The sequence below is a fragment of the Micromonospora avicenniae genome (assembly GCF_900156065.1).
In the GTDB taxonomy this organism is placed as follows: domain Bacteria; phylum Actinomycetota; class Actinomycetes; order Mycobacteriales; family Micromonosporaceae; genus Micromonospora; species Micromonospora avicenniae.
This window is the reverse complement of sequence record NZ_FTNF01000013.1, coordinates 192,050-216,430: the sequence shown is the minus strand read 5'-3', so window position 1 is coordinate 216,430 and position 24,381 is coordinate 192,050. Positions and strand designations below refer to the sequence as shown.

Here is a 24,381-nt window from a genome sequence, read left to right as displayed (position 1 = left end):
CGCCTGGCTCCATCACTACAATCACCACCGGCCCCACACTGCTACCGGCGGCAAGCCGCCCATCACCAGGTTGACCAACGTCCCTGGGCAGTACACCTAGCTAGCTCGACTCCCGCCCCGTCCATCGGCAGGGTGCTAGCGGCCACGAGAGACCGCTCAAATGCCGCCCGGAGCCGCCCGTACCCGCCCGCGTCGGCGCTGTCCGGTTCGTTTCTGTTGGTATCGGTCACGATCGGCTCCTTTCATGCCCAAGAAAAAGAGAGCTGAACAACGGGGGTCTTCCTCTTGCACCCCTACGGGGAAAACTCACCAACGTGTCCCAGGTACAGGCTCAGGATCAGGGGTACGCCTAGGGTCTCCCACCCTCAAGTTACAAGGAGTACAGGCCGCTACTAGGTACGCAGGGTCATCCCCAGTAACCATTCGCCCGAGCGTATGGTGTACGCAATCCGCCTTACCCCTACATCGAAGCTCGACCCCATACCGGTTCTTCCACGTACCCCTCAGGGCTATCCGACACTGCCACCCGTCCCGAGCTAACACGGACAGCCGTAGCTTCCCCCACGCTCGCGACGACAGCAGGACTATCCCGCCTTCTCTCGTCGTCGGACCTCCCCACGCCTTACTCATGCCTAATCCTAGCGACCCTATTTCCTGCATCTAAGACATCGACGTTCTTAATCGACCTCGGTTTGATCGACCTCCTAAAGGTCCGGGGGTCGGAGGTCGATGACCTCCTCCGCCCCGTCCCGGGTTATCGACTTCGGGTGATCGACCTTCGAGGTCGATGACATTTGCCCTGGTAGACGCCCATCGACCTCGATCTTGATTATTCCGAGGTCGATCCGCGAGGTGCCTGGATCCTGATCGACCTCGCCTCCCACACATCCCGCTTCCGAGGTCGGCCGTTTTCGAGCCGCTCGATGGTCTTCTGGACCAGCATTCCGTCCCTCACGAGCGCGTCGAATTCCGTCTTGGCCTTCTTCTCGCCGATGCGCATTTCCGCCTGGATCGCGCGCAGGATCTGAGCCTGCGTCTCCTGCGGGTGCTCCTCGACCCAGGCCAGCAACCCGATCTGGATGTCGTTGCGGTTAGGTCCGCGCTTGGCCTCGTCCTCAACCGGAGGCAGCGACTTCTCCAACACCGCCGAGGAGCCGACCTCCGTCCGCTCGACCCAGATCCGCGCTCCCGCCGGACCCTCCTTAACCTTCTTGCGGGTGAGCGAGACCGGGCCGTTGGGGTCCTTGGGGTCTGCCTTCTCCAACACCAGGACCTCATCCACGTTCGACTCCAGTTGTGATCCGCCACGAGCGCGGTCCTGCGGTCCCCAGCCGGTGTGGTGGACGAGGATCGCCGTGCAGTCGTTGTCGGCCGACAGATCCGCCAACCGGCGGGTGGCCGTAGCTGCCTCGGTGGTCTCGTCGGCGTCCGGAGCGAGCGAGGAGAAGGTGTCCAAGATGACCAGCCGAGCGGACCGCTCCCGGACCAGCGCGGTCAGCGCTCGCCAGAAGTCCCGATCCGTGAGCGAGGCGGGCCGGAGCAAGAACAACAGCCGATCCGGAGGCACCGTCGTCCCGTTGTGCTCCTCCCAGGCCGCGATGCGGTTCTTGAGCCCGAAGGCACCCTCACCCACGACGTAGACGACTGGACCGGTGAGCGCTACCCGGTGCCCGAGCCACGGCCTCCCGGTCGCCACCGAGCACGCCATCCCCAGCGCCGAGAAGGTCTTGTTGGTACCGGTCGCACCGACCATCAGCACCGCCGAGCGGTAGGTGAGCATGCCCTCGATCAGCGGCTCAGGGTCCGGCAGCGCGTCGAGGTCCGAGCGGGTGAGGATGGTGCCGAGCTTCTTGTACAGCTCTGCGGTGTCCGGCTCCTCGGTGGTCGTCCGCCACGCGTCCAACCCGAGGTCGCAGTCATCCTCCTCGCCCGGCTCGACCCCATCCGCCCGGACGCCGGCAACCGCCCCGTCGAGCGCCCGCTGCCACTCGCCTTCCGCGTCCGCGAGGGAGCGCCGGTCGCGCACCTCCGCCAAGAAGGCTCGCTGCGTCGCGGCAAGCGCGGTACTGATACCTCGATGGCCATCGCGGGCGTCCCGGATGAGCCCCCACACGAGATCCCGCATGTAGTCGTGGGCGCCATCCCGGCCGTTCTCCGCGAACCACAGCGCTGCCCGCGTGATCGCCGATCGCAAGTGCTCGCAAGGCTCGCCGCCCGCCCGCTCCGCCAACCACTCCTCGGTCGCTTTGCTGGTCGCCTTGGCCTTGGGGATCGGCTTCCATTCCCGACCCTGGGTCAGCCCCTCGACCCATGCCGTAGGCATCTGCACCATCAGATATCACCAACCCCAGGGATCTCGCCGGAAGCCGTCTCGCCGCTCGGCTTCAACCAGCGGTACTCCAGGCCGGTGTAGTGGATCGAGGGAGCCACGATGGCGTATCGGTGATCCCATCGGATGATCTCCACCCCGCCGCCGAAGCTCTTGGTCAGGCTCTCCGGCCACGCGAGTCCGGGCGGTACGCGGTAGAACCGGATGCCCGAGCCGTCCGACCGAGAGGTGCTGATCCAGGTAGGCGGGAGCTTCCCCAACTTCTCCTCGGCATCCGCGATAGTGGCCGCTCCGGGCTTCCCGTCGTACATGTCTACGTCGATCCCGATGATGTCCTTGGGGAGCCGTAGAGCGATGTTGGCCGTTGGGTACTCCTCCACCCATCGCTCGATCTGCTTCCGGTCGGGCCAGTTGTCCTGGCCGCCGGTCCACCCGGACACCAACAAAGCCTTTCGCTTGGCTCCGCCGACCGGGAGCGGGAACCACCCATCATTGAAGTAGTCAAGCGCGGCATCCGCGTACGGAGTGCTCATCGGTCGCTCCTAGCGGCACTTTTCGTATCGGAGTACATTAGGACTTGCCTCCGTAGGGGTCGGAGAGAGCGTCGGGAGAGCGGCCCGGCGCTCTTTCATTTGTCAGGGACAAATTCAGCGAGATCCGACTGTCGATGAGTTCGGCGCGGACCTCCGCCAATTCCTCTTGCGCCTCGCGGAAGAACTCCCGCCAGGCCGCCCGGATCTTCTCGCCTTCCGCCTCGCAGCTCATGAGTTCGCCGTCATCCACGCGACGCCGCCCCAGCAGCAGAGGTACACGAGCACGACCGTCACGACCAGGGTGATCAAGCAGCCCTTGACGGTCATCGGCTTCTGTTCCGGCTTGGGCTTGGGGGCGTTGATCTGGCGCGAGTAGCGGACCGGCCCCATCCCGAAGTTGATACGCCAGTTGCTCATCGCCGAGCCGCCTTCTTCATCAGCGCCTCGATGGCGTCGCGGGCAACCTGGCCGCAGGACACACCCCGCCGGTCCGCCTCCTGCTCCAGGAACTCCAGCTGCGCCTCGGTGAGCCGGGTCTCGAAGCGTCCGCCGTGGTACAGCTTGGGTCGCCCCGGTCCGCGCTTGGTCTTGGCCTTCATCACAAACACCCCTCACACACGATCTCGTTGTCGTCGTCAAAACCGGCCAACTCGCCCTTGGCCATAAATTCCTGGCAGCTCGCGCACGTCCGGCCACGGCGCAGGTAGAACTGCCGAGGTCCGGGAACACCCGGATCCTCGGCCACGGGAATTCGCCCCCAACTCACTTTCTTGGACACGCCAAATACCGCCTTCCAAAGAATGGGATAAGGCGGCTCTGGCGTCCCTGCGCTCCTTGAGCCGAGGTAAACGCTACGGGCTAATCATTCGCGCCGTCTAGATCAAACGATATTCGATCGAATAAGAGATAGCGTTCGGACTATATGCGCAGGCGGGGGAGGTCGGGCGTTACCTAATAGTTATCTCGATCGCATTTCCGATCGGATATTCGCAGCCTCGCCGGGAGCCTTCTCGACCGGCGGTAGTGCTGATGCGATCCGATCCGCCTGCTCGGCGGTGAGCGGCTTGGCCGCTGCTAGCTGCTTCTTGATCCAGTCCTCGGGTGTCACCGGGCGCACTCCTGCTAAGGCAGGAGAGCCGGTTACGTTTGTGGCATCTCAACCAGCGTGCCGCACGTTGCCCCTAGGGCCTGGCAGTGTTCGCTCTCGGGATGTTCTGACGGCCGTGAGTCTAGGCGGATTTCGACTGCCGAGCTATAGCCACGTGACCTTTACCCTCTGGTGAGCGGGAAGGTAGGCGCGCTGCGTAGGAATGATCACTATCTTCATCAGCGTCCGGATCACGGTACGTCGAGCCGCGAGCGGAGCGGCTTCCCACCGCGCCCGGACGTCCTCGGGTGGCCCGGCGAACTCCCGGAGCGCTACGGGGAGGGATGCCGATGCGGCTCGCGCCTCCTCCGCCTCGATCTGCGCTGCCAACTCCGCCTCGGCAAAAGCGAGGGTGGCCGGGGTGGTCTCTCCTCGGATCGCCGACCGGCGGAACTCATCGAGCCGCGCCCGTAGCTCGGCTGCCTTGTTGCGAGCCTCGGTCACCTCGCGGTCCGCCGACTCTCCCGCCCGGCGCATCCGGTCGTAGATGTCCGGCATCGCCAGCCGACCCAAGACCAGCTCCGTCACGAGCCGGTCTACCGGCTCCCGCCGGATCGAGATGTGTCCCCGGCGGCAGGCGTAGTCGGTCTGGTCTTTCCCCGTCATCGGGTCACCCTCCGGGCAGGTCGCCAGGTAGGTAAGGAGGTGCTTCTGGCGGCCGGGGCGGGCCTGTGAGAGGCGGGTCGGCTCGTTGAGGATGCGCTGAGCTGCGTAGAACACCTGCTCGCTAACGATCGGCTCCCAGTCCGCCCGGTAGGTCTCCTCCTTGTGCTTCCGGAGCCCAACGTACGCCGGGTTTGTCGCCATGTCCCGGATTCGCTGTCGGTACCAATTCGCCCCGTACGGAGCGGGCACGCCCCGATCGTTGAGGTCTCGGGCGATGACCGAGATGGGGACGGACCGAGCTACCTGCTCGATGATCGAGCGAGCTATGGGAGCGGTTGCCGGGTCGGGCTCCTGTCCGAGGAGTTCTCCGGTCCGCGAGTCGTACACCCGCCGGTAGCCGTAGACCGGACGACCCATCGGCGGACGGCCGGACTTGGCGGAGGCAGCTACACCCCGCCGCGTGCGGATGGACAGCACCTCGGATTCATAGGCGTTGCTGACGCCCTCCTCGGCGAGGCTCTTCCAGTCCCGCGCGTTGTCCAGGTTGTAGGTCCGCTCGTGGGTGATGACGTGGATCTTCACGCCCTTGGAGCGGCAGGAGCTGAGGAAGGCAAACCAGGTCTCCGGCGTCCGGTCGCCCCGGCTCGACTCCCACAAGACCAAGACGTCCAGCCGCCCGGCCTCGATGTCCTCTAGGACCTTGGCCCAGCCTCCGCGTGGCTTGGTCCCGTAGCGGGAGGCGGACGTGCCGTCTTCGTAGGTGCCGGCGAGCGTCCACCCCTCCTCCCGGACCGTCTCCTCACCCGCTGCCAGCTGCTCAAGGATGGACTTCCGCTTGCCGACCGACTGCCGACCGTAGACCCCGGCTCGCTCTTGCAGACTTTCACTCATGTTGATACGGTACCGCCCCCTAGGTCCGTATCTCTACACAGTTCAGGCACGGGCCGGCCGGAGGGCGTACCAGCGGCCCGATCACCGGCACGCCCTCCTGAAGGGTGATCAGCAGGTGCGGCTGGCGGCGGCGGGCGTACCCGGCGGCGAGCAGGGCGGCCGGGCGGTCGGTGCCGAGCTGCACCACCAAATCGACTCGGCCGCGCCGGCCGGTGGAGCCCGCGGTACCGGGGGCGGCCCGGGCGATCGCGTCCCGTACGGCGGCGGCGAGCGGCCGCCCGAGATCCGCGGCGGGGATGCCGGTGCCGGCCAGGTCGGCCGGGCGCACCGGGCCGCTGAGCTCCACGGCGACCTGTCCGACGCCGGCCTGGGCGAGTGCCACGGCCACCGCGGCGCCGAGCCGGCCGGTCCCGGTCACCAGCACCCGGGCCGCCAGTCGGCGGCGGAGCACCTGGGCCGGCGTGGCCGGCAGCCGGGTGGCGGCGAGCGCGAGCGCACCGGCCTCCGCGCCGAGCCGGGCCCGCGTCGGTCCGGCCAGGTCGCGCGGCAGCAGGGTGTGGCCCGGTACGAGCAGGCCGGCGGCGCGCAGGGCTTCGATGAGGGTACGGGCCGGTTCGGCACCGACGTCGGTGGTGAGCGGATGGCTCAGTACGCCGCGCTCGCTGCGCGTGCCGTCGAGCAGATCGAGCAGTCGGGCGGCCCGCGGGTCGGCGATCTCGAGCAGGACGGCGCGCTCCGGCCCGACCCCGAGCTGAAGCGTGTGCCGGTCGCGCCAGAGCCGGGTGAGGCCGGGAAGCAGCGTGGGACGGGGGAGTGGGGCACGACTCATGGCAACGAATCGTGGTCGCATCCATGCGCTACGTCGCTCGTTGTCCACAGATGCGGAGCGCCCTATCCAGGGCTGTCCACAGAAGGTCCTGAGTTATCCACAGGTCTGGTGGCGTGCTGTCGGCCACGCGACACGGATCCGCACCAGGCGGCTCGGCACTACCCGTCGGCCGCGTCCTGCCCGACCTGCAGCACGCGGCCGGGCGCGTGGCCGGCGTGCTCGCCATAGACGGGCGGGGCGCGACCGTCAGAGCCGCGCCCCGCCCGTTGGCGAACGTGTCAGACCTTGGCCTTGCCCAGGATGCGGTTCACTGTTGTGCCGCATACCGGACACTTGCCCTTGGCCATGTTCATCCCGGTCTTCGAGACCTCGATGTGTCCCTCGAAGTCCCGCTTCTCCTTGCACTTGACGCAGTAACCGTTGTAGGTCTGGGCCTGGTCGGCCACGGTGCCCTCCTCGTCTCGTCCGCCGGCCGGTACCGGTTCCGGCGGGGTTCCCGGCGGCGGGCCGTGAGAGGCGCCGCGCTGGGTCAAACTCCTGCGGCCACCCACGTGGTCGCTGGTCCGCGGACCCTACCCAGGTCTGGGCAGTTCCATGTCAGCTGCGCGTCGACACTGTGAGGAAGCCGACCACGAGAGTGTGCACGGCGAATAACGTCGGATAAGTCAGTTTGGCGGGGACACGCCGACCGAACCGCCACAGACGCCCCTTCGGGGCGCCCCCGTGAGGCGGGCGAGCCGGTTGATCACTTACCGTGGGGGTGGCCGGGGTTCATCCCAGGTGGCGGCGCCGGCGGTCGCCACGAAGGGTTACGGAGTGCGTCTCGACACGCCGGCCAGATTTTTTTCGGGACTCCTGGCGACCAATCACCATCTTCTGGACGCGTGTCGGAGGGTTGACCCTTGCGTACCCCTGGTCACTAGGCAGTAGCTTTCCTTCGTGGCAGCAAATCGAGGCTGCGCGGGTCTGTGATGGCAGGGGCGCGCAAGCCGGTCGTCGAGGTACGGCGCAGCCAGCGCCGACGGCGTACGGTGTCCGCGTACCGCGACGGTGAGCGGGTCGTCGTCCTGATTCCCGACCAGTTCTCCCGGGCCGAGGAGAGCGAGTGGGTCGACCGCATGCTCGCCCGGCTCGCCGCCCGCGAGGGGCGACTGGCCCGGTCCGACGCCGAGCTGCTCGCCCGGGCCACCCGGCTGATGGACGCCTACCTCTCGGACTACGGCACGCGGGCCGTCCCGGCCAGCGTCCGGTGGGTGACCAACCAGAACGGCCGCTGGGGCTCCTGCACTCCCGCTGACCGGACGATCCGCATCTCGCACCGGGTGCAGGAGATGCCGGACTGGGTGATCGACTACGTGCTGCTGCACGAACTGGCGCACCTCATCGTGCCGAGCCACAACGCCGCCTTCTGGGCGTTGGTCGCCCGCTACCCGAAGTCGGAGCGGGCCCGCGGCTACCTGGAGGGCATCGCCGCGGCCGTCCCCGCCCTGACCGACTGACCGGCTTCGCCGGGACCGCCCAACCGTCCCTGCCTGACCTGCCTGACCTGCACACGCCAGGATCGCGCAGCACCCCCGGGAGTGGTGGCCTCAGCCGGCCGTTGAATCCCCTACTTCCTTCCAGCTACGCGATCTTGATCCCGCAAAGCACCGTCCGGCCGAACGGGTGCGGTCCCCGTGGGCGCGGCACGGGTGGGCGTCGGCCGGGTGCGGCGTTAGGGTCGGGGAATGGTACGGCGGGTGGTGGTGGCCTTGCTCGGGCCCGTGACGTGGGCGCCGCCGGGCGTCGACCCGGTGCGGTGGCGCACGGCGCTCGCCGAGGACACCGTCGACCTGCTCGCCATGCTGACCGAGGTGGACACCGCCGTGGCGGTCACCCCCGCCGACCGGGCGGTCGCCGACGCCGTGACATGGCCGGACACGGCCGTGTACGAGGTGCCTGAGCCGACTCCGAGCGCGGTGTTCGCGGCACTTTCCGGGTACGACCAGGCGGCCGTGATCGCCGCCGACGCGCCGGACCTGCCCGGGCTGACCATCGGAAAGCTGCTTCGCCCGCTGACCAGCCGCCCGGTCGCGGTCGCGCCCGCCGAGGGTGGCCCAGGTCTGCTCGGGGTAGCCGCGCGGCTGCCCGTACCCCCGTGGCTGCCCCCCGTGGACCTGGAGGAGACGCTGCCGGCAGCCGTGCGCGCCGCCGCTCCCCGGCCGGGCGACCTCGCGGTGACGCCGGCCTGGCGCCGGCTGCGCGGGCCCGCCGACCTGGCCGCCCTCGACCCGGCCGTCGAGGGCTGGGAAGCCACCCGCGCCCTGCTCTCCGGCGCCGCCCACCCCGGCTGACCCCCGCCCACCCGCGGCCGAGGGCAGTCCGCGTGATCAAGAGCTTTGCGTCACCGAGCGGCATCCGGATGACGCAAAGCTCTTGATCACGCTCGCGTCGGTAGCTGGCTGACGGGAGGATCAGGAACGGGTGTCGTCGTCGCCCTCGTCGTGGCGCCGCTCGGACTCGCCGGGGGTCTCCTCGTGCGGCCCGCCGGGGGCTGTGAAGTCGAACTTCTCCAGTTCGCCGATGACGTCGAAGTCGGCCATCGCGAACGCCACCGGGTCGGCGAAGTCGTCCTCGGAGGGGAGCAGGTCGGGGTGGCCCCAGAGGGCGTCCCGCCCGGCGATGCCGCGATGCTCGGTGAGCGCCGCCCAGAGCGCGGCCGCCTCACGCAGCCGGCGCGGGCGCAGTTCCAGGCCGACCAGAGCGGCGAAGGTCTGCTCGGCGGGCCCCCCGGCCGCGCGGCGACGGCGGAACGCCTCGGCGAGGCGTACGACGTCCGGCAGCCGGCCGCCGGCGGCGCTGTCCACCACATGGCACACCCAGCCCTCGACCAGGGCCAGCGCGGTCTCCAGGCGAGCCAGCGACGCCTTCTGCGCCGGGCTGTCCTCCGGGGTGAAGATGCCCTCCAGGGCGATCGCCTGCATCGACTCCGGGTCGGTCGGGTCGACCCGACCCATCGCCTCCTCGATCGCCTCCCGGTTGACCCGGATGCCCGCGGCGTACGTCTCGACGGCATTCAGCACGTGCCCGCGCAGCCATGGGACGTGCTGGAAGAGCCGCTGGTGGGCGGCCTCGCGCAGGGCCACGTAGAGGCGGACCTCGTCCTCCGGCAGTTCCAGGCCCTCGCCGTACGCCTTTATGTTGGCGGGGATGAGCGCGGCCGTGCCGGCGGGGCCGAGCGGCAGCCCGATGTCGCCGGCGGAGAGCACCTCGGCCGCGAGCGAGCCGAGCGCCTGACCCAACTGGCCCCCGAAGAGGGCGCCACCGAGGGTGGCGACCATCGACTGCATCGGGCCGAGCTGGGCGCGGGCCTCCGGCGGCACCAGGTCACCCATCGCGCCGACCATCCGGCTGGCCACCGGATCGCAGAGCTTCCGCCACACGTCCAGGGTCTTGTAGATCCACTCGTTGCGGTTCCAGGCCACCGAGGTCTGGATGCCGGAGGGCAGGGCCGAGGCGGGCTCGAGCCAGAGGTCGGCCAGGCGCAGAGCCTCCTCCACGGCGTTGCGCTCGTACGGCGAGACCGCCGGGTCGCCGGCGGCGGCGAGCTGGCTGGCGGCCACCTGCCGGGCGAGGTCCCAGTTCACCGGCCCGCTGCCCGACGTGGAGAGCAGGTGCTGCAACTGCGACATGAACTGCTGCATCTGCGCGGGGTCGTTGGGGTCTGGTGGTTGCCCACCCGGTAGCGCGAAACCGAACGGAATATCAGGCACGACGTCTACGGTACGCGCGCCGCGCCCCCAGGTAGCGCCGCTGGCGTTGCGCTGAGGGCGAAGTCGCCCGCGCAGCGCCGGGTCGACCCGGAGCGGTCGGTACGCTCTGCCGCATGAGACGTCGCGGCCTGACCGTCCTGCTCGGTGCCCTGCTCACCGCCCTGCTCAGCATCGGGGTGCTCGGTGCGCCGATCCCGTACGTGGTGCTCGGCCCCGGACCGACGGTCAACACGCTCGGCGCGGAGAACGGCAAGGAGGTCATCCAGGTCTCCGGTCGGGCGACCTCCACGTCGGCCGGGCAACTGCGGCTCACCACGGTCGGCGTCCAGCCGTCGGTGAAGCTCCGTTCGGCCATCGCCGGCTGGTTCTCCAATGACGAGGCGGTGGTGCCGCGGGAGCTGATCTACCCGCCGGGGGAGTCGCAGCAGCAGGTCGAGCAGCGTAACGCCGAGGACTTCGAGGCCTCCCAGACCAGCGCCGAGACCGCCGCGCTGCGAGAACTGGGCTTCCCGGTGCAGGTGGTGGTGAAGGCGGTGACCGGCGGCGGCCCGTCCGCCGGCATGCTCAAGCCCGGTGACGTGCTGACCTCGGTCGACGGCCAGCCGGTGCCGGTCGCCGTCCGGCTCACCGAGCTGATCCGTGCCAAGCCGGCGGGCAGCACGCTGACCATCGGCTACACCCGTGACGGCGTGCCGGCCACCGCGCGGATCACGAGCCGTGAGCAGGACGGCAGCCCGCGGATCGGGGTCGAGATCGAGCAGAAGCAGCCGCATCCGTTCAACCTCAGCATCGACCTGGAGGACATCGGCGGGCCGAGCGCCGGCCTGATGTTCGCCCTCGGCATCGTGGACAAGCTGACTCCGGCCGACCTGACCGGCGGCATCGTGATCGCGGGCACCGGCACCATCGACGACGAGGGGAAGGTCGGCCCCATCGGCGGGATCGCGCAGAAGCTGGTCGGCGCGAAGCACGCGGGGGCCAAGGTCTTCCTGGTGCCGGCCGACAACTGCGCCGAGGCCGTCCGGAACCCGCAGCCCGACCTGCCGCTGATCAGGGTGGGGTCGCTGGACGAGGCGCTCAGCGCGCTCGAGACGTTGCGCGCCGGCGGTGAGCCGACCCGCTGCTGACCGCCAGGGTCGGCAGGGCTGCCGCCGGCCCCGGCCTCGTTCGACGGCCGCCGGCGGGTCGCGCGCGCCACGCCGGCGCGACACCGGCCGTGCCGTGCCCGCGGGCGGCGGTACCGGTCCGGACCTCGCTCGACGTCCGCGGCGGGTCGCGCGGGCCATGCCAGGGCCCGGCGACCGGCACGGCGCGACCATGGGGCGCCGTATTCAGGAACACCCCGTACTCTGGGTGCCTGGTCGGAGCCGATCAATCGAGCGTGCGGAGCCAACAGTGGTCATGCGAAGCAGCAGCCCTCTGCCGAGGATGAGTCGGCGCGGTCGCGTCACGATCGCCGTCCTGGTCGGGGTGTTCGCGCTCTTCACCCTGCTCGGCTGGGGCGTGCGGGCCTGGACGGACTGGTTGTGGTTCGACGAGGTCAACTACACCGAGGTCTTCACCGGTGTGCTCCTCACGCGGCTGCTGCTCTTCCTGGTGATCGGCCTCGTCATGGCGTTGGTCATCGGCGGGAACCTCTGGCTGGCCTACCGGCTGCGTCCCCGGCTGCGCCCGCACTCGGTCGAGCAGGCGACGCTGGAGCGCTACCGGATGGCGCTCACCCCGCGGCTCGGCACCTGGATCGCGATCATCGCCGTGATCGTCGGCCTCTTCGCCGGGCTCTCCGCGCAGGGCCGGTGGAGCCAGTGGCTGCTCTTCCGCAACGGCGGCGACTTCGGCGTCAAGGACCCGGAGTTCGGCGTCGACGTCGGGTTCTACGTCTTCCAGCTGCCGTTCTACCGCTACCTGCTCGGTGTCGGCTTCACCGCGGTGGTGCTGTCCGTGATCGGCGCGCTCGCCATGCACTACATCTTCGGCGGCGTCCGCCTGCAGGGCGTGGGTGACCGGATGACCAACGCCGCGCGCGCCCACCTGAGCACGCTGGTCGCGATCTTCGTGGCGCTCAAGGCGATCGCGTACGTGCTGGACCGGCGGGCGATGCTGCTCGAGTACAACGAGGGCGCCAAGCTCTACGGCGCCGGCTACGCCGACGTCAACGCACTGCTGCCGGCGAAGGAGATCCTGGCCTACATCTCGATCGTGGTAGCCGTCGCGATCATCATCTTCTCCAACGCGTGGATGCGGAACCTGGTCTGGCCTGGCATCTCGCTCGCCCTGCTCGGCGTGTCCGCGGTCGCCATCGGCGGCATCTACCCGTGGGCGGTGCAGACGTTCGAGGTGAAGCCGAGCGCCAAGGAGAAGGAGGCGCCGTACATCGAGCGTGGCATCCAGGCGACCCGGACCGCGTTCGACCTCGGGGACACCAAGACCACGGCGTACGCGGCGAACAACCTCACCCCGCCGGCGAACCTGGCCACCGACACCTCGGTGGTGCCCAACATCCGGCTGCTCGACCCGCAGCTGGTCAGCGAGACGTACACCCAGCTCCAGCAGGTGCGCGGCTTCTACGACTTCGGTCCGAAGCTGGACATCGACCGGTACGGGGTCAACGGCAAGACCTCGGACTACGTGGTCGGCGTCCGGGAGATCAACTACGGCGAGCTGACCGACCAGCAGAACACCTGGATCAACCGGCACACCGTGTACACGCACGGCTACGGACTGGTGGCCGCGCCGGCCAACCAGGTGTGCAGCGGCCAGCCGTTCTTCGTCTCCGGCTTCCTCGGCGACAAGGCCGGGCAGGGGTGCGCCTCGCAGACCGAGCAGATTCCGGCCGACCAGCCGCGGATCTACTACGGCGAGCGGATGGGCGAGGACGACTACGCGATCGTCGGCCAGACCGACCCGAACAAGAAGGCCGAGTTCGACCGGCCGGTCGGGGAGGGTGGCGGCGAGTTCTACACGTACACCGGCGCCGGCGGCGTGGAGATCGGTTCGTTCACCCGGCGGCTGCTCTACGCGATCAAGGAGCAGGAGTCGAACTTCCTGCTCTCCGGCGCGGTCAACGACGGCTCGAAGCTGCTCTACGTCCGCAATCCGCGGGACCGGGTGGAGAAGGTCGCGCCGTTCCTGACGATCGACGGTGACCCGTACCCGGCGGTGGTGGACGGCCGGGTCCAGTGGATCATCGACGGCTACACCACGTCGGCGAGCTACCCGTACGCCCAGCGGGTCAACCTGCGCGAGGAGACCACCGACGAGTTGACCGGTCGGGGCACCTTTCAGCTGGCCCGGGAGAACGTCAACTACATCCGCAACTCGGTCAAGGCGACGGTGGACGCGTACGACGGCACCGTCCGGCTCTACGAGTTCGACGAGAACGACCCGGTGCTCAAGGCCTGGAACAAGGCGTTCGGCGGTGACCTCGTGTTGCCGAAGAAGGACATCCCGGTCGAGCTGGCCGAGCACTTCCGCTACCCGGCGGACCTGTTCAAGGTGCAGCGCAACCTGCTCACCAAGTTCCACGTCACCAACCCGGGCGACTTCTACTCCGCGCAGGACTTCTGGCAGGTGCCGAACGTGCCGGACGCTCCGGACAGCGGGCAGAAGCAGCCGCCGTACTACCTCTTCACCCAGTTCCCCGGGCAGGAGGGGCCGCGGTTCCAGCTCACCTCGGCGGTCACCCCTAACAAGCGGGAGAACCTCGCCGCGCTGATCTCCGGGTCGTACGTCGACGGCGAGCCCCGGCTGGAGGTGCTGGAGCTGCCGGACCAGACCCGGATCTCCGGGCCGGTGCAGGTGCACCAGCAGATGACCAACAACGGTGACATCCGGCAGCAGCTCAACCTGCTCGCCGCCTCGGGTCAGGCCCAGGTGTTGTACGGCAACCTGCTCTCCCTCCCGTTCGGCAACGGGATGCTGTATGTCGAGCCGGTCTACGTGAAGAGCAACAACCAGGACGCCTTCCCGCAGTTGCAGCGGGTGCTCGTCTCCTACGGCGACGGCAGCTCGTTCGTGGCGCTGGCGAACAGCCTGTCCGACGGCATCAAGCAGCTCGTCGAGCAGGGCAAGCGGGCCGCGGAGAACGCACCCCCGCCGCCCACCGGGGACGACCCGCCCGTGACGCCGCCCACCGGGCCCGACACGCCGCCGGTCACCGGCGAGCTCGCCGCCGCGGCGGACCGGGTGCAGACCGCCATCGCCGAGGTACGCGCCGCCCAGACGTCCGGTGACTTCGAGCGGTACGGGCGGGCGCTCAAGGCGCTTGACGACGCGATGAAGGCCTTCGAGGCGGCTCAGGCACAGACCACGCCGACGGCCGGTACGCCGGCCGCCACTCCGACGCCGAGCGGAACCCCGACGCCTGGCGGCAGCAGCCCGCCACCGTCACCGAACGGCAGCGCGCCCTCCGGCGGCTGACCCGCGCGGCACGACAGCCCGGCCCCCGGCCCGTGGACCTGCTCCGGTCCCGGTGCCCGGGGGCTCTGTCGTCTCTCCGACCCATCACTGATTGCAACCGTCCCCACTCCCCGATCGTCCTGTCTGCATACGGGGCGATGAATGTGGGGGGAGCGTGGTGGCGAGATGAGGGACGCGGACAGTTTCGACGACTTCTATCGAAGCACGTCGCGGCGGATGCTCCGGTACGGCTACGCGGTCGCTGGTGACTACACCGAGGCGCAGGATCTGGTGCAGGAGGCGTACGCCCGGGCCTGGCGGCAGTGGGGGCAGATGTCGGTGCACCCGGCGCCGGAGGCGTGGCTGCGGCTGGTCGTCGCCCGGCTGGCCACGGACCGCTGGCGCCGGCTCCACGGCTGGCGGGCGGCGCTCGTCCGCAGCGGCCCACCGGAGGTGGTGCAGCCACCCGGCGAGGACGGTGTGCTGCTGCTCGACGCGCTGCGTCAGCTGCCGGCCGCGCAGCGCCAGGCGCTCGCGCTGCACTACCTCGTCGACCTGTCGGTGGAGGAGATCGCTCGGGAGATGCAGGTGCCGGTCGGCACCGTGAAGTCCTGGCTGTCCCGGGGGCGGGTGCGCCTGGCCGCGCTGTTGCCCGGCGTTTCCGCGGAGGAACTGGAGGCCAATGATGTCGCGTGACGTGTCCGACTTCTACCGATCGCTCGCCGCGGACGTCGACGGCCGCCCGCTGGACGGGCCGGGCGAGCTGCGCCGCCGGACCGACCGGCGGGCCCGGGTGCGGGCAGCGGGGGGAGTGTTCCTGGTGGCCCTGCTGGTCGCCGGCGCGGCCACCGGCACCCGGCTGGTTCTGGCAGCCGATCAGGGCACCGTCGGGCCACCGGCCGGCCCGCCGGTCCCGACGGTGATCGCGCCCAGCCCGTCGCCGTCGACGGTCACCCCGTCGACGGTCACCCCGTCACGGGCCACTCCGTCGTCGGCCACCTCGTCACCGAAGGCGACGCCGACCGGCCGGCCGTCCGCGACGAGCAGCGGTACTCACGACCCGCGTACACCGAGGTCGATCCCGGACCGGGCGTTCTTCACCCAGCCCGCGTCGACCATGGCGGCAGAACCCACTTTCCAGCAAGGCGGCGAGGTTCTGCCGGACTTCTGCGGTGCGGACCTCGATGGTCGGGTGGTGCAGACCCGCAGTCGCGTGCTCACCTATCACCTGACCCCGGACCAGCCGGAGGGGACGGTGCCGTACGGCACCTACCGGAACTCCATCTCCATCCACCGACCCGGGCGGGCCGACGACTGGATGGCCGACCTGCGCCGGGCGGTGCGGGAGTGCCCGGAGCAGGAGACCGTACCGGGACGGTCCGACCGGCACCGGCTGCTCCCGGGCGGCGACTTCGGCGACGAGGCGGTGCTCATCGAGGTGCGCGAACCGGCCTGGGAGGCGGGCGAACCGGCGGAGGGCGAGGTACTGCGGCTGATCCGGGTGATTCGGATCGGCGACGTGGTGACGGTGCTCTGGGAGATGGGCTGGGAGGGTACGTCCAGCGACCGGCGGCAGGTGGACGACTACAGCCGGCGTGCGGAACGGGCCATCTCGAACTGGCTGGACTGACCAGCCAAGCGGGCCGGTGCTTCGGCACCGGCCCGTCGGCTCGACCGCGTCGTTTTGCGGCAGACGGGGGGCGTGCGCTACGGTTGTCGAGCCGACGCGGGGTGGAGCAGCTCGGTAGCTCGCTGGGCTCATAACCCAGAGGTCGCAGGTTCAAATCCTGTCCCCGCTACGAGAGAAACATCAGATCGAGCCCGTCCCTGTTCCCGGGGGCGGGCTCGATTGCGTCGGCCGGAGGTGCTGCGGACTGTAGGGCGGCCGCTCGCCAGATTCAATACTTGAAGAAGTTAAATATTTGCCTAAGCTTTCGGGCATGTTTCCTGGCAGCGACACGGGATCGCTCGCGGGGGCGCCGGCGGCGACGGCGGTCTTCACGACGGTGCTCACCGAGGGCCCGGTCAGCAGGGTCGGCCTCGCCCGCCGGCTCGGGCTCTCCTCCGCCGCCGTGACGAAGGCGGCCCGTCCCCTCATCGAACTGGGTTACCTGCACGAGTTGGCCGCGACGGAGCGCACCGGCCCCGGTGCCGGACGCCCGGCCAGCCCACTGGCCGTCCGCGCCGACCGCGAGTTCTTCGTCGGCGTCAAGATCACCGCTGACGAGCTGATCGGCGTGATCTGTGACCTCTGCGCCCAGGTGCGCGCCACCGCCCGTCGGCCGCTCACCGATACCGACGTCGACTCGGTGCTCGCCGAGGTCGGCCGGCTGGTCGACGGACTGCTCGACACGCCGCCCGAGCACCGCCACCGCACCCGTCGGCTCGGGCTGTCCCTCTCCGGCGACGTGGACCACACCACCGGCCTGGTCCGCTACTCGCCGTTCCTGCACTGGCGGCACGTACCACTGGGCGAACGCGCAGCCCGGCTCACCGGTCTCGCGGTCACCGTCGAGAACGACGTGAAGGCGCTCACCGCCGCCGAGCACTGGTTCGGCGAGGGGGTTGGCGCCGAGTCGTTCGCCCTCGTCACCGTCGGTACCGGCATCGGCTGCGGCCTGGTGGTCAACGGGCGGCTGGTCTCCGGCGCGTACGGCGTCGCGGGCGAGATCGGCCACGTCGTCGTCGACGCGAGCGGCCCAGACTGCCACTGTGGAGGACGCGGCTGCGTGGAGTCGATCGCCGGCACGGACGCCATCGTGGCGCAGGCCCGGGAGCGGACCGGCCATCCGGACCTCACCCTCGACGAGGCGGTGACCCTGGCCCGCGGCGGCCACGAGCTGCTTCGCGGGGTCTTCACCCGGGCCGGCAACGCCATCGGCTGCGGCATCGCTGCCGTGGCGAACCTCGTGGGCCCGACCCGGATCGTCGTGTCCGGTGAAGGGCTGGCCGCGTACGACCTGTTCGACGCGCCCATCCGGACGAGCTTCGAACGCCAGGCCTTCGGCGCGGCCGCACGTTGTCCCCTCACCATCCGTCCGCTGCCCTTCGAGGAATGGGCCCGCGGCGCGGCCGCGGTGAGCATCCAGTCCCTCGTTCTTCCCTGACCCCTCGGCGCCGGCCCGGCCCCGGCCGGTCACGCCGACGCCGGCACCACCCGCCACCAGGAGGTTGATGATGAGAACCAGCAGAGGTGCCCGGCGCCGCAGCAGCGTGGCCGTCGTGGCCGCGGCGCTGGCCGGGACGCTCGGCGCGGGCGCCGCCCCGGCACAGGCCGCCCCTGACACGCAGCCGGCCGCGACACCCAGCGGCGTGGTGGCCACCGCGGTCCACACCGGTGTCGCGGCCCGCCCCTACCTGGGGTGGACCAGCTGGAGCATGCAGTCCTCCAAGTACCCGGGCCTGAACCCGGACGGCGACTACAGCTACCTGACCGAGTCGAACGTGCTGAAGCAGGCCGACGCGATGGCCCGCAAGCTGAAGCCGTACGGCTACGAGTACGTCAACATCGACGCCGGCTGGTGGCGTGACTTCGCGTGGAAGCCGAGGTTCGACGAGTACGCCCGCCAGACCCCCGAACCGTCCCGCTTCCCGCGCGGCATGAAGGCGGTCGCCGACGACATCCACGCCAAGGGGTTGAAGGCCGGCATCTACCTGCCCGTCGGCCTGGAGAAGGAGGCGTACGCCGACGGCGCAGCGCCCATCTGGAACGCGCCGGGCTGCACCACGGCCGACATCGTCTACCCGGACCTGCGTACCACCAACGGCTGGGACAGCGCCTACAAACTGAACTTCGCCGACCCCTGCGCCGAGCGGTACATCGACTCGCAGGCACAGATGTTCGCTGACTGGGGGTACGACTTCCTCAAGCTCGACGGCGTCGGGCCGGGCTCGTTCAAGTCCGGTGACAACTACGACAACGTCGCCGACGTGGCCGCCTGGCAGCGAGCCATCGCCGCCACCGGCCGCCCCATTCACCTCGAACTCTCCTGGTCGCTGGACATCGGCCACGCCGCCGACTGGCAGCGCTACTCCAACGGCTGGCGTATCGACACCGACGTCGAGTGCTACTGCAACACCCTTGTCACCTGGGAGAACTCGGTCGACGACCGGTTCGACGACGCGCCGGCCTGGAGCCGGAAGGCCGGCCCCGGCGGCTGGAACGACCTCGACTCCCTGAACGTCGGCAACGGCGCCATGGACGGCCTCACCAAGGCCGAGCGGCAGACGTACATGACCTTGTGGGCCATTTCGAAGTCTCCCCTCTACACCGGCGACGACCTCACGCGCCTCGACGAGTACGGGCTCTCGCTGCTGACCAACCGCGAGGTCATCGCGGTCGACCAGAACGGCGGCCGGCCGGCCCGTCCGCTCACGCCGGCCGGTGACCAGCAGGTCTGGGGTACGCGGAACCCCGACGGCAGTTGGACGGTCGCCCTGTTCAACCTCGCCGACGCACCGGCGGCCGTCACCGCCAACTGGGCTTCCCTCGGGTTTACCGGCAAGGCCTCCGTACGCGACCTGTGGAACAGCAAGAACCTCGGCACGTACCAGAACAAGCTCACCGCGACGCTGCCGGCACACGGCTCGCGGTTGTTCACCGTCAGCCCCGGCGGCGCCGAGCTGGTCACCACGAGCTACGAGGCCGAGGCGTCGACGAACACCCTGAGCGGCAACGCCTCGGTCGCCGGTTGCGACGCCTGCTCCGGCGGCCAGAAGGTCGGCAACCTGTACCTCGGCGGCAAGGTGCAGATCAACGGCGTCACGGCGAAGAAGGCGGGGATCTACACGATCAACGTGGCGTACGTCAGCGGCGACGCCCGTTCGGTGACCGTCTACTCCAACGACGGCAACGGCACCAGCCTCAAGTTCCCCTCCACCGGTGACTGGGGCACGGTGGAGACCGTCAGCGTCCAGCTCGCCCTGAAGGCGGGCACCAACACGGTCACCTTTGACAGTGCCGACTGGTACGCCCCGGACATCGACCGGATCCACGTGCCGCAGACCCCTTGAGGTGGCACCGGGGCCCGATCGTCGACGACTGGGCCCCGCCTACCCGTTCGGCCGCGACACCTGCCGCTGTCCCGTCCCGCCCCCCGCGCATCCGTGAATCGCCCAGTTGGAGTACCGACATGGATATCCGGAACAACCAGTCGCGCGACATCCGTCCGAGCCGTCGCGGCTTCCTGGCCCTCGCCGCCGCCTCCGGCGTGGCCACCGCCCTGGGCGGCCTGCCGACGTTCGCCGCGTCGGCGGCGCCCCGGCGTCCCACCGAATCCCCCCTGCTCTCCCCGAGCGACGCGGCGCGCAACCAGCTCTGGTGGCTGGCACCCGGCTCCGCCAACTCCGTGATCGAGCAGGGGCTGCCGGTCGGGAACGGGCGGCTCGGGGCACTCGCGAGCAACGACCCCGCCCGTGAACTCCTGACGATCAGCGACGCCACCCTCTGGACCGGCGGCCTCAACGACACGCTGCAGGACGACGGGCAGTTCCCCTACGGCCGGGACGACTTCGGTTCGCTGACGCTGCTGGGGATGCTCACCGTCGACATCCCCGAGCACGACCTGGGCGTCGTCGACAACTACCGCCGTACGCTCGACCTGGCCCAGGGCCTGATCGGAAGCACGTACGAGATCGACGGCGTCACCTACCGTCGGCAGATCTTCGCCAGCCGCCCGGACGACGTCATCGTGCTGCACTTCACGCAGGAGGGACGCGGCAGCTACACCGGCACCGTCTCGCTGGCCGGCACCCACGGCGAGACCACCACCGCCACCGGCCGGTACGCGTCGTTCGGCGCCTCCTTCGCGAACGGGCTGAAGTACGGCGGCGCCGTCACCGCGTACAGCAGCAGCGGGAAGGTCACCCTCGACGGCACCTCGATCTCCTTCACGAACTGCCGGGACCTGACGGTCGTCTTCAGCGGCGGCACCAACTACGCCCCGGACGCGGCGGCCGGGTTCCGCGACCCGTCGGTCGACCCCGAGCACCTCGCCCAGACGAAGGTCCTGGCCGCGGCCCGGGAGTCCGTCCGCGACCTGCTGTACACCCACGTCGCCGACTTCCGTCCGATCTTCGAGCGGTTCGACCTGGACCTCGGCGGGTCCACCGCGGCGCAGCGCGAGCTGGACACGTGGGGCCGGCTGGAGGCGCGCTGGCGGGACAACGTCCCCGACCCCGAGCTGGAGGCCGCGTACCTGCAGTTCGGGCGCTACCTGACGATCTCCGGGTCGCGGGGCAGCCTCCCGATGGGCCTGCAGGGACCGTGGCTGGACGGCAACGACCCGGACTGGATGGGCGACTACCACACCGACATCAACATCCAGATGAGCTACTGGCTGGCCGACCGGGCCGGCCTCTCCGACTGCTTCGACGCCCTCGCCGACTACTGCGTCGCGCAGCTGCCCGCCTGGACGGACATCACCCAGCGGCTCTTCAACACCCCGACCAACCGGTTCCGCAACTCCAGCGGCAGGGTCGCCGGTTGGGCGGTGGCCTTCTCGACCAACCCGTACGGCGGCAGCGGATGGTGGTGGCATCCGGCCGGGAACGCCTGGCTCTGCCAGAACCTCTTCGAGCACTACGAGTACGTCCAGGACCGGGCCTACCTCGCGAGGATCTATCCCCTACTCAAGGGCGCGGTCGAGTTCTGGGAGACCCGTCTCGTCACCATGACCGTCACCGACGCGGCGGGTGTCGCCCGGGAGGTGCTGGTCGCCGACGGCGACTGGTCACCCGAGCACGGCCCGCAGGACACCAGGGGCAACACCTACGCCCAGGAACTGGTGTGGAACCTGTTCGAGAACTACCGCACGGCGACACGGTTGCTCGGCCGGGACACCGGCCACGGCGAGACCGTCGACGGTCTGCGCCGACGCCTGTACCTGCCCGAGGTCAGCCCGACCACGGGGTGGCTCCAGGAGTGGATGTCACCGGACAACCTCGGGGAGACCACCCACCGGCACCTCTCCCCGCTCGTCGGCCTCTTTCCCGGTGACCGGATCCGCCCCGACGACTCCACACCCGCGGAGGTCATCGCCGGAGCGACCGCATTGCTCACCGCACGCGGCATGAACAGCTACGGCTGGGCCAACGCGTGGCGGAGCCTGTGCTGGGCGCGATTGAAGGACGCGGAGAAGGCGTACCAGCTGCTGGTCAACAACCTGAGGCCGTCGAGGAACGGCAGCAACGGCACGGCGATGAACCTCTTCGACATCTACGAGACGAACCCGGGACGCGGGATCTTCCAGATCGACGCGAACCTCGGCACCCCCGCCGCCATCGTCGAGATGCTGGTCTACTCGCGGCCGGGCCACGTCGAGCTGCTGCCCGCGCTGCCCGCCGCCTGGGCGGCCTCCGGTTCGGTCTCCGGGGTGGGCCTACGCGGTGGTTTCGTCGTCGACGTCAGCTGGAAGAACGGCACCGTCACCCAGGCGACCGTGACCAGCGTCGGTGGTCGCGCCACGACGGTGCACGCGGGTGGCCGCTCGCGGCAGGTCACTCTCCGGCCGGGCGAGTCGGTCACGCTGCGGAGCTTCCAATGACGGCCCGGGTGAGCCACCACGCCCGGCAGGCCCGACGCCGGCGTTCGCTGGCTGTCGCGTCGGTGTTCGCCCTGGTCTGCGTACCCCTCACCAGCGCGACCGTGGCGCAGGCCCGGCCCTCGGCCCCGGCAGAGGCGGCGTCGGTTCCGGTGGCGGCGGTCCCGGCCGGCTCGTCGCCGGTGGCGGCGGTCGCCACCTCGGCCGTGGCGCCGAGCGCCTCGGCGGGGGCGGATCGGCATTCCGTGATCACGTGGGGTGCCAGCGCCGACCGGCAGGGCGCCGGGCCTGCCGACCGCAGCTACCGGCTGGTCGTACGCACCAGCGTCGGGGGGTCGAACGCGCGCATCCGCCTGACCAACGCCTTCGGTGCGTACCCGGTGACCTTCACGAGCGCCTACGCGGGGCTGCGACGGCAGGGCGCGGAGCTGGTGCGGGGCAGTAACCGCCGATTGACGTTCGGTGGGCAGGCCTCCGTCGTCGTGCCGGCGGGCGCGACCGTGTACAGCGATCCGTTGCCCGGAAAGCTGGCCGCCCAGGCCGACCTGGTCGTGAGCCTGTACGTGACGGGTGCCCAGGGCCCGACGACCGGGCACGGCATGGCGATGCAGACGTCGTACGCGGCCGCGGGAGACCACGCCGCGGAGGAGGCGGCGACCAACTGGACCGACCGGATCAGCTCCTGGTACTGGCTGGACGCCGTAACCGTGCAGACCACTGCCGAGATCAGCGCGGTGGCGGTCCTCGGGGATTCCATCACCGACGGCTGGGCCTCCACCCAGGACGAGAACCGTCGCTGGCCCGACTATCTCGCCCGACGACTCCAGGCGGCGCCGGACAGCACGGTGAAGGGCGTGGCCAACGAGGGTGTCTCGGGCAACAAGGTGCTCGCGGACGGCGCCGGTGAGTCCGCGCTGCGCCGGTTGGACCGGGACGTGCTCTCGCATCCCGGGGTCGGCACGGTGTTCCTGTTCGAGGGGATCAACGACATCAAGGCGCACTCCGGCGTGACAGCGGACGACCTGATCGCCGGCTACCGGGAGATCATCGGGCGGGTGCACGCGTCGGGCGGGTGCGTCGTCGGTGCGACGGTCATGCCGTTCAAGGGCTGGTCCGAGTACGACGAAGCCGGCGAGGCGGTGCGCCAGGCCGTCAACGACTGGGTCCGGCAGGGCGGCGAGTTCGACGCGGTCGTCGACTTCGACAGGGTCACCCGCAGCCCGTACGACCCGCAGCGGATGCTGCCGTTCTTCGACGGCGGGGACCACCTCCACCCCAACGACAAGGGCATGCAGGCGATGGCGGACGCGGTCGACCTGGCCGCGCTGAGATGTGACAGTTGAAGCTCCGCCGGCGAGGGCGGTGGTCGGGCCGACGTGACGGCCAGGCCGACCTGACGGGTGGGCGCGACAGGGTGTGTCAACCACCCTCGGCGCGCCGCAGGGCTGTTTCCCCAGGTGGCGGGCCATCTCCGTGGACCTTGGAGCGAATCGCGGGCCCGACGAACAGGCCCGAGGAGGATGGGGTAGGGTTGTTCTCACCGACGCGGGGTGGAGCAGCTCGGTAGCTCGCTGGGCTCATAACCCAGAGGTCGCAGGTTCAAATCCTGTCCCCGCTACGAGAGTGGATGACCCGGTGTCCCGGCAGGGGCACCGGGTTGTTTCGTATCCGGGGCCGCGTGCGGGGCGGCGGGACGAGGGCGGCGCGCGTACGGTGTGGGCAACCCCAGGGAGATCCGGATGGCAGTCCGACCGCAGGGGCGTCGCAAGGCCAACACGCCGCGCTTCCTCGCCCTGTTCATCGCGCTGATCGTCGTCGGTGTCGGCGTCGTGTACGGCCTGCACTGGGCCGCGAATCCGTGGGCTCTCTCCCTGCCGGGCCGACCGGCCCTGACCGGCTACTGGCAGGGGACGGTGCCGTACGGTCCGAGCGACGACCGGAGGATCGTGCTGCACCTGACCGACGACCCCCCGAGCGCCACCGACCGCTGCGGCGACTGTCCGGGCATGGAGGGTGCCGCCAAGGTCTGCGACGCGGGGCAGATCGAGACCTACGAGCTGTGGGGAGACGCCAGCAACTATCGCGGGACCCGATTCGCCCTGCACACCCGTTCCGGAGCCGACCGCCCGGGCCCGCGCCTGAACGAACTCCACGGGGAGTGGGACGGCGACCTGGTGCGGATCAGCACCTCGCTGATCGTGCTGAAGGACGATGGCGCGGCCACCGGGTCCGACTCGCCGCCGGTGACGTTCGAGATGACTCGCGCCGACGAGAAGGACTTCGATCGCCTCTCCTGCCGCTGACGGGGCGGGACGGGCCCGGTCGAAGCCTCATCACGACCGGGGGCTCGTCGGA

Annotated in this window: 19 protein-coding genes, 2 tRNA genes and 1 pseudogene; 13 read left to right on the top strand and 9 right to left on the bottom strand. The window is 70.0% G+C overall.

The window, feature by feature from the left end; all coding sequences use genetic code 11:
• Positions 1 to 829: 829 nt before the first annotated feature.
• The 8 genes and pseudogenes from BXA10_RS20675 to BXA10_RS31575 all read right to left on the bottom strand — a co-directional run bounded on the left by BXA10_RS20675 (position 830) and on the right by BXA10_RS31575 (position 6,781).
• Positions 830 to 2,323 (bottom strand): AAA family ATPase, encoded by a 1,494-nt coding sequence (locus tag BXA10_RS20675; RefSeq protein ID WP_139338061.1) that lies wholly within the window; start codon positions 2,321 to 2,323, stop codon positions 830 to 832.
• 8 nt (positions 2,324 to 2,331) lie between these two features.
• Entirely contained in the window at positions 2,332 to 2,862 is a 531-nt protein-coding gene (locus BXA10_RS20670; RefSeq protein WP_076472239.1) for a bifunctional DNA primase/polymerase, read from the bottom strand.
• Between the two features lie 37 nt (positions 2,863 to 2,899).
• Positions 2,900 to 3,112 (bottom strand): hypothetical protein, encoded by a 213-nt coding sequence (locus BXA10_RS20665; RefSeq protein ID WP_139338060.1) that lies wholly within the window; start codon positions 3,110 to 3,112, stop codon positions 2,900 to 2,902.
• Positions 3,091 to 3,279 carry a hypothetical protein gene (locus BXA10_RS20660; protein ID WP_076472234.1) on the bottom strand — a complete coding sequence of 63 codons (189 nt, stop codon included), beginning with the start codon at positions 3,277 to 3,279 and terminating at the stop codon, positions 3,091 to 3,093. Before BXA10_RS20660 ends, BXA10_RS20665 begins: the two co-directional genes overlap by 22 nt.
• On the bottom strand, positions 3,276 to 3,461 hold the full coding sequence (locus tag BXA10_RS20655; RefSeq protein ID WP_076472231.1) for a hypothetical protein: 186 nt from the start codon (positions 3,459 to 3,461) through the stop codon (positions 3,276 to 3,278). The genes BXA10_RS20660 and BXA10_RS20655 overlap by 4 nt, the downstream gene beginning before the upstream one ends.
• Positions 3,462 to 4,114: 653 nt before the next feature.
• On the bottom strand, positions 4,115 to 5,506 hold the full coding sequence (locus BXA10_RS20650; protein ID WP_076472228.1) for a recombinase family protein: 1,392 nt from the start codon (positions 5,504 to 5,506) through the stop codon (positions 4,115 to 4,117).
• A gap of 31 nt (positions 5,507 to 5,537) precedes the next feature.
• Positions 5,538 to 6,335: pseudogene (locus BXA10_RS20645) on the bottom strand (hypothetical protein); the annotation flags it as partial.
• 278 nt (positions 6,336 to 6,613) lie between these two features.
• Positions 6,614 to 6,781 carry a DUF5679 domain-containing protein gene (locus BXA10_RS31575; RefSeq protein ID WP_007072829.1) on the bottom strand — a complete coding sequence of 56 codons (168 nt, stop codon included), beginning with the start codon at positions 6,779 to 6,781 and terminating at the stop codon, positions 6,614 to 6,616.
• Positions 6,782 to 7,306: 525 nt separating this feature from the next.
• On the opposite strand from BXA10_RS31575, the gene BXA10_RS20640 reads away from it, so the two are divergent.
• Together BXA10_RS20640 and BXA10_RS20635 are read left to right on the top strand one after the other, a co-directional pair.
• On the top strand, positions 7,307 to 7,834 hold the full coding sequence (locus BXA10_RS20640) for a M48 metallopeptidase family protein (RefSeq protein WP_076472226.1): 528 nt from the start codon (positions 7,307 to 7,309) through the stop codon (positions 7,832 to 7,834).
• 228 nt (positions 7,835 to 8,062) lie between these two features.
• Positions 8,063 to 8,668, top strand: coding sequence for a hypothetical protein (locus BXA10_RS20635; RefSeq protein WP_076472224.1), 606 nt, complete (start codon positions 8,063 to 8,065; stop codon positions 8,666 to 8,668).
• Between the two features lie 120 nt (positions 8,669 to 8,788).
• Here BXA10_RS20635 and BXA10_RS20630 read toward each other — a convergent pair whose 3' ends face one another.
• Positions 8,789 to 10,087 (bottom strand): zinc-dependent metalloprotease, encoded by a 1,299-nt coding sequence (locus BXA10_RS20630; RefSeq protein ID WP_175649256.1) that lies wholly within the window; start codon positions 10,085 to 10,087, stop codon positions 8,789 to 8,791.
• Between the two features lie 113 nt (positions 10,088 to 10,200).
• On the opposite strand from BXA10_RS20630, the gene BXA10_RS20625 reads away from it, so the two are divergent.
• The 11 genes from BXA10_RS20625 (at position 10,201) to BXA10_RS20575 (ending at position 24,329) form a co-directional block, all read left to right on the top strand.
• Positions 10,201 to 11,214: a YlbL family protein gene (locus BXA10_RS20625; RefSeq protein ID WP_084753056.1), complete on the top strand. Its 1,014-nt coding sequence runs from the start codon at positions 10,201 to 10,203 to the stop codon at positions 11,212 to 11,214.
• Positions 11,215 to 11,488: 274 nt separating this feature from the next.
• Entirely contained in the window at positions 11,489 to 14,506 is a 3,018-nt protein-coding gene (locus BXA10_RS20620; RefSeq protein WP_076472311.1) for a UPF0182 family membrane protein, read from the top strand.
• Between the two features lie 165 nt (positions 14,507 to 14,671).
• Positions 14,672 to 15,181: a SigE family RNA polymerase sigma factor gene (locus BXA10_RS20615; protein WP_076472218.1), complete on the top strand. Its 510-nt coding sequence runs from the start codon at positions 14,672 to 14,674 to the stop codon at positions 15,179 to 15,181.
• A complete protein-coding gene (locus BXA10_RS20610; RefSeq protein ID WP_076472215.1) occupies positions 15,171 to 16,115 on the top strand; it encodes a hypothetical protein in 945 nt (314 codons plus the stop codon). The genes BXA10_RS20615 and BXA10_RS20610 overlap by 11 nt, the downstream gene beginning before the upstream one ends.
• Before the next feature lie 95 nt (positions 16,116 to 16,210).
• Positions 16,211 to 16,284, top strand: a tRNA-Met gene (locus BXA10_RS20605).
• A 141-nt stretch (positions 16,285 to 16,425) separates the two neighbouring features.
• Positions 16,426 to 17,592: an ROK family protein gene (locus BXA10_RS20600; protein WP_076472212.1), complete on the top strand. Its 1,167-nt coding sequence runs from the start codon at positions 16,426 to 16,428 to the stop codon at positions 17,590 to 17,592.
• 70 nt (positions 17,593 to 17,662) lie between these two features.
• On the top strand, positions 17,663 to 19,498 hold the full coding sequence (locus tag BXA10_RS20595; RefSeq protein ID WP_076472308.1) for an alpha-galactosidase D: 1,836 nt from the start codon (positions 17,663 to 17,665) through the stop codon (positions 19,496 to 19,498).
• A 119-nt stretch (positions 19,499 to 19,617) separates the two neighbouring features.
• Positions 19,618 to 22,029, top strand: a complete 2,412-nt coding sequence (locus tag BXA10_RS20590; RefSeq protein WP_076472209.1) for a glycosyl hydrolase family 95 catalytic domain-containing protein — start codon at positions 19,618 to 19,620, stop codon at positions 22,027 to 22,029.
• Positions 22,026 to 23,369 (top strand): SGNH/GDSL hydrolase family protein, encoded by a 1,344-nt coding sequence (locus BXA10_RS20585; protein ID WP_084753054.1) that lies wholly within the window; start codon positions 22,026 to 22,028, stop codon positions 23,367 to 23,369. The genes BXA10_RS20590 and BXA10_RS20585 overlap by 4 nt, the downstream gene beginning before the upstream one ends.
• A gap of 201 nt (positions 23,370 to 23,570) precedes the next feature.
• Positions 23,571 to 23,644: transfer RNA gene (locus tag BXA10_RS20580), tRNA-Met, on the top strand.
• A 121-nt stretch (positions 23,645 to 23,765) separates the two neighbouring features.
• Positions 23,766 to 24,329 carry a hypothetical protein gene (locus tag BXA10_RS20575; RefSeq protein ID WP_139338058.1) on the top strand — a complete coding sequence of 188 codons (564 nt, stop codon included), beginning with the start codon at positions 23,766 to 23,768 and terminating at the stop codon, positions 24,327 to 24,329.
• Positions 24,330 to 24,381 lie beyond the last annotated feature (52 nt).

What these genes read in the sequence shown, in the direction of transcription:
- BXA10_RS20675 (WP_139338061.1), bottom strand. Translation starts at nt 2,323, where the DNA reads ATGCCTACGGCATGGGTCGAGGGGCTGACCCAGGGTCGGGAATGGAAG.
- BXA10_RS20670 (WP_076472239.1), bottom strand. Translation starts at nt 2,862, where the DNA reads ATGAGCACTCCGTACGCGGATGCCGCGCTTGACTACTTCAATGATGGG.
- BXA10_RS20660 (WP_076472234.1), bottom strand. Translation starts at nt 3,279, where the DNA reads ATGAGCAACTGGCGTATCAACTTCGGGATGGGGCCGGTCCGCTACTCG.
- BXA10_RS20655 (WP_076472231.1), bottom strand. Translation starts at nt 3,461, where the DNA reads ATGAAGGCCAAGACCAAGCGCGGACCGGGGCGACCCAAGCTGTACCAC.
- BXA10_RS20650 (WP_076472228.1), bottom strand. Translation starts at nt 5,506, where the DNA reads ATGAGTGAAAGTCTGCAAGAGCGAGCCGGGGTCTACGGTCGGCAGTCG.
- BXA10_RS20640 (WP_076472226.1), top strand. Translation starts at nt 7,307, where the DNA reads ATGGCAGGGGCGCGCAAGCCGGTCGTCGAGGTACGGCGCAGCCAGCGC.
- BXA10_RS20635 (WP_076472224.1), top strand. Translation starts at nt 8,063, where the DNA reads ATGGTACGGCGGGTGGTGGTGGCCTTGCTCGGGCCCGTGACGTGGGCG.
- BXA10_RS20625 (WP_084753056.1), top strand. Translation starts at nt 10,201, where the DNA reads ATGAGACGTCGCGGCCTGACCGTCCTGCTCGGTGCCCTGCTCACCGCC.
- BXA10_RS20620 (WP_076472311.1), top strand. Translation starts at nt 11,489, where the DNA reads ATGCGAAGCAGCAGCCCTCTGCCGAGGATGAGTCGGCGCGGTCGCGTC.
- BXA10_RS20615 (WP_076472218.1), top strand. Translation starts at nt 14,672, where the DNA reads ATGAGGGACGCGGACAGTTTCGACGACTTCTATCGAAGCACGTCGCGG.
- BXA10_RS20610 (WP_076472215.1), top strand. Translation starts at nt 15,171, where the DNA reads ATGTCGCGTGACGTGTCCGACTTCTACCGATCGCTCGCCGCGGACGTC.
- BXA10_RS20600 (WP_076472212.1), top strand. Translation starts at nt 16,426, where the DNA reads ATGTTTCCTGGCAGCGACACGGGATCGCTCGCGGGGGCGCCGGCGGCG.
- BXA10_RS20595 (WP_076472308.1), top strand. Translation starts at nt 17,663, where the DNA reads ATGAGAACCAGCAGAGGTGCCCGGCGCCGCAGCAGCGTGGCCGTCGTG.
- BXA10_RS20590 (WP_076472209.1), top strand. Translation starts at nt 19,618, where the DNA reads ATGGATATCCGGAACAACCAGTCGCGCGACATCCGTCCGAGCCGTCGC.
- BXA10_RS20585 (WP_084753054.1), top strand. Translation starts at nt 22,026, where the DNA reads ATGACGGCCCGGGTGAGCCACCACGCCCGGCAGGCCCGACGCCGGCGT.
- BXA10_RS20575 (WP_139338058.1), top strand. Translation starts at nt 23,766, where the DNA reads ATGGCAGTCCGACCGCAGGGGCGTCGCAAGGCCAACACGCCGCGCTTC.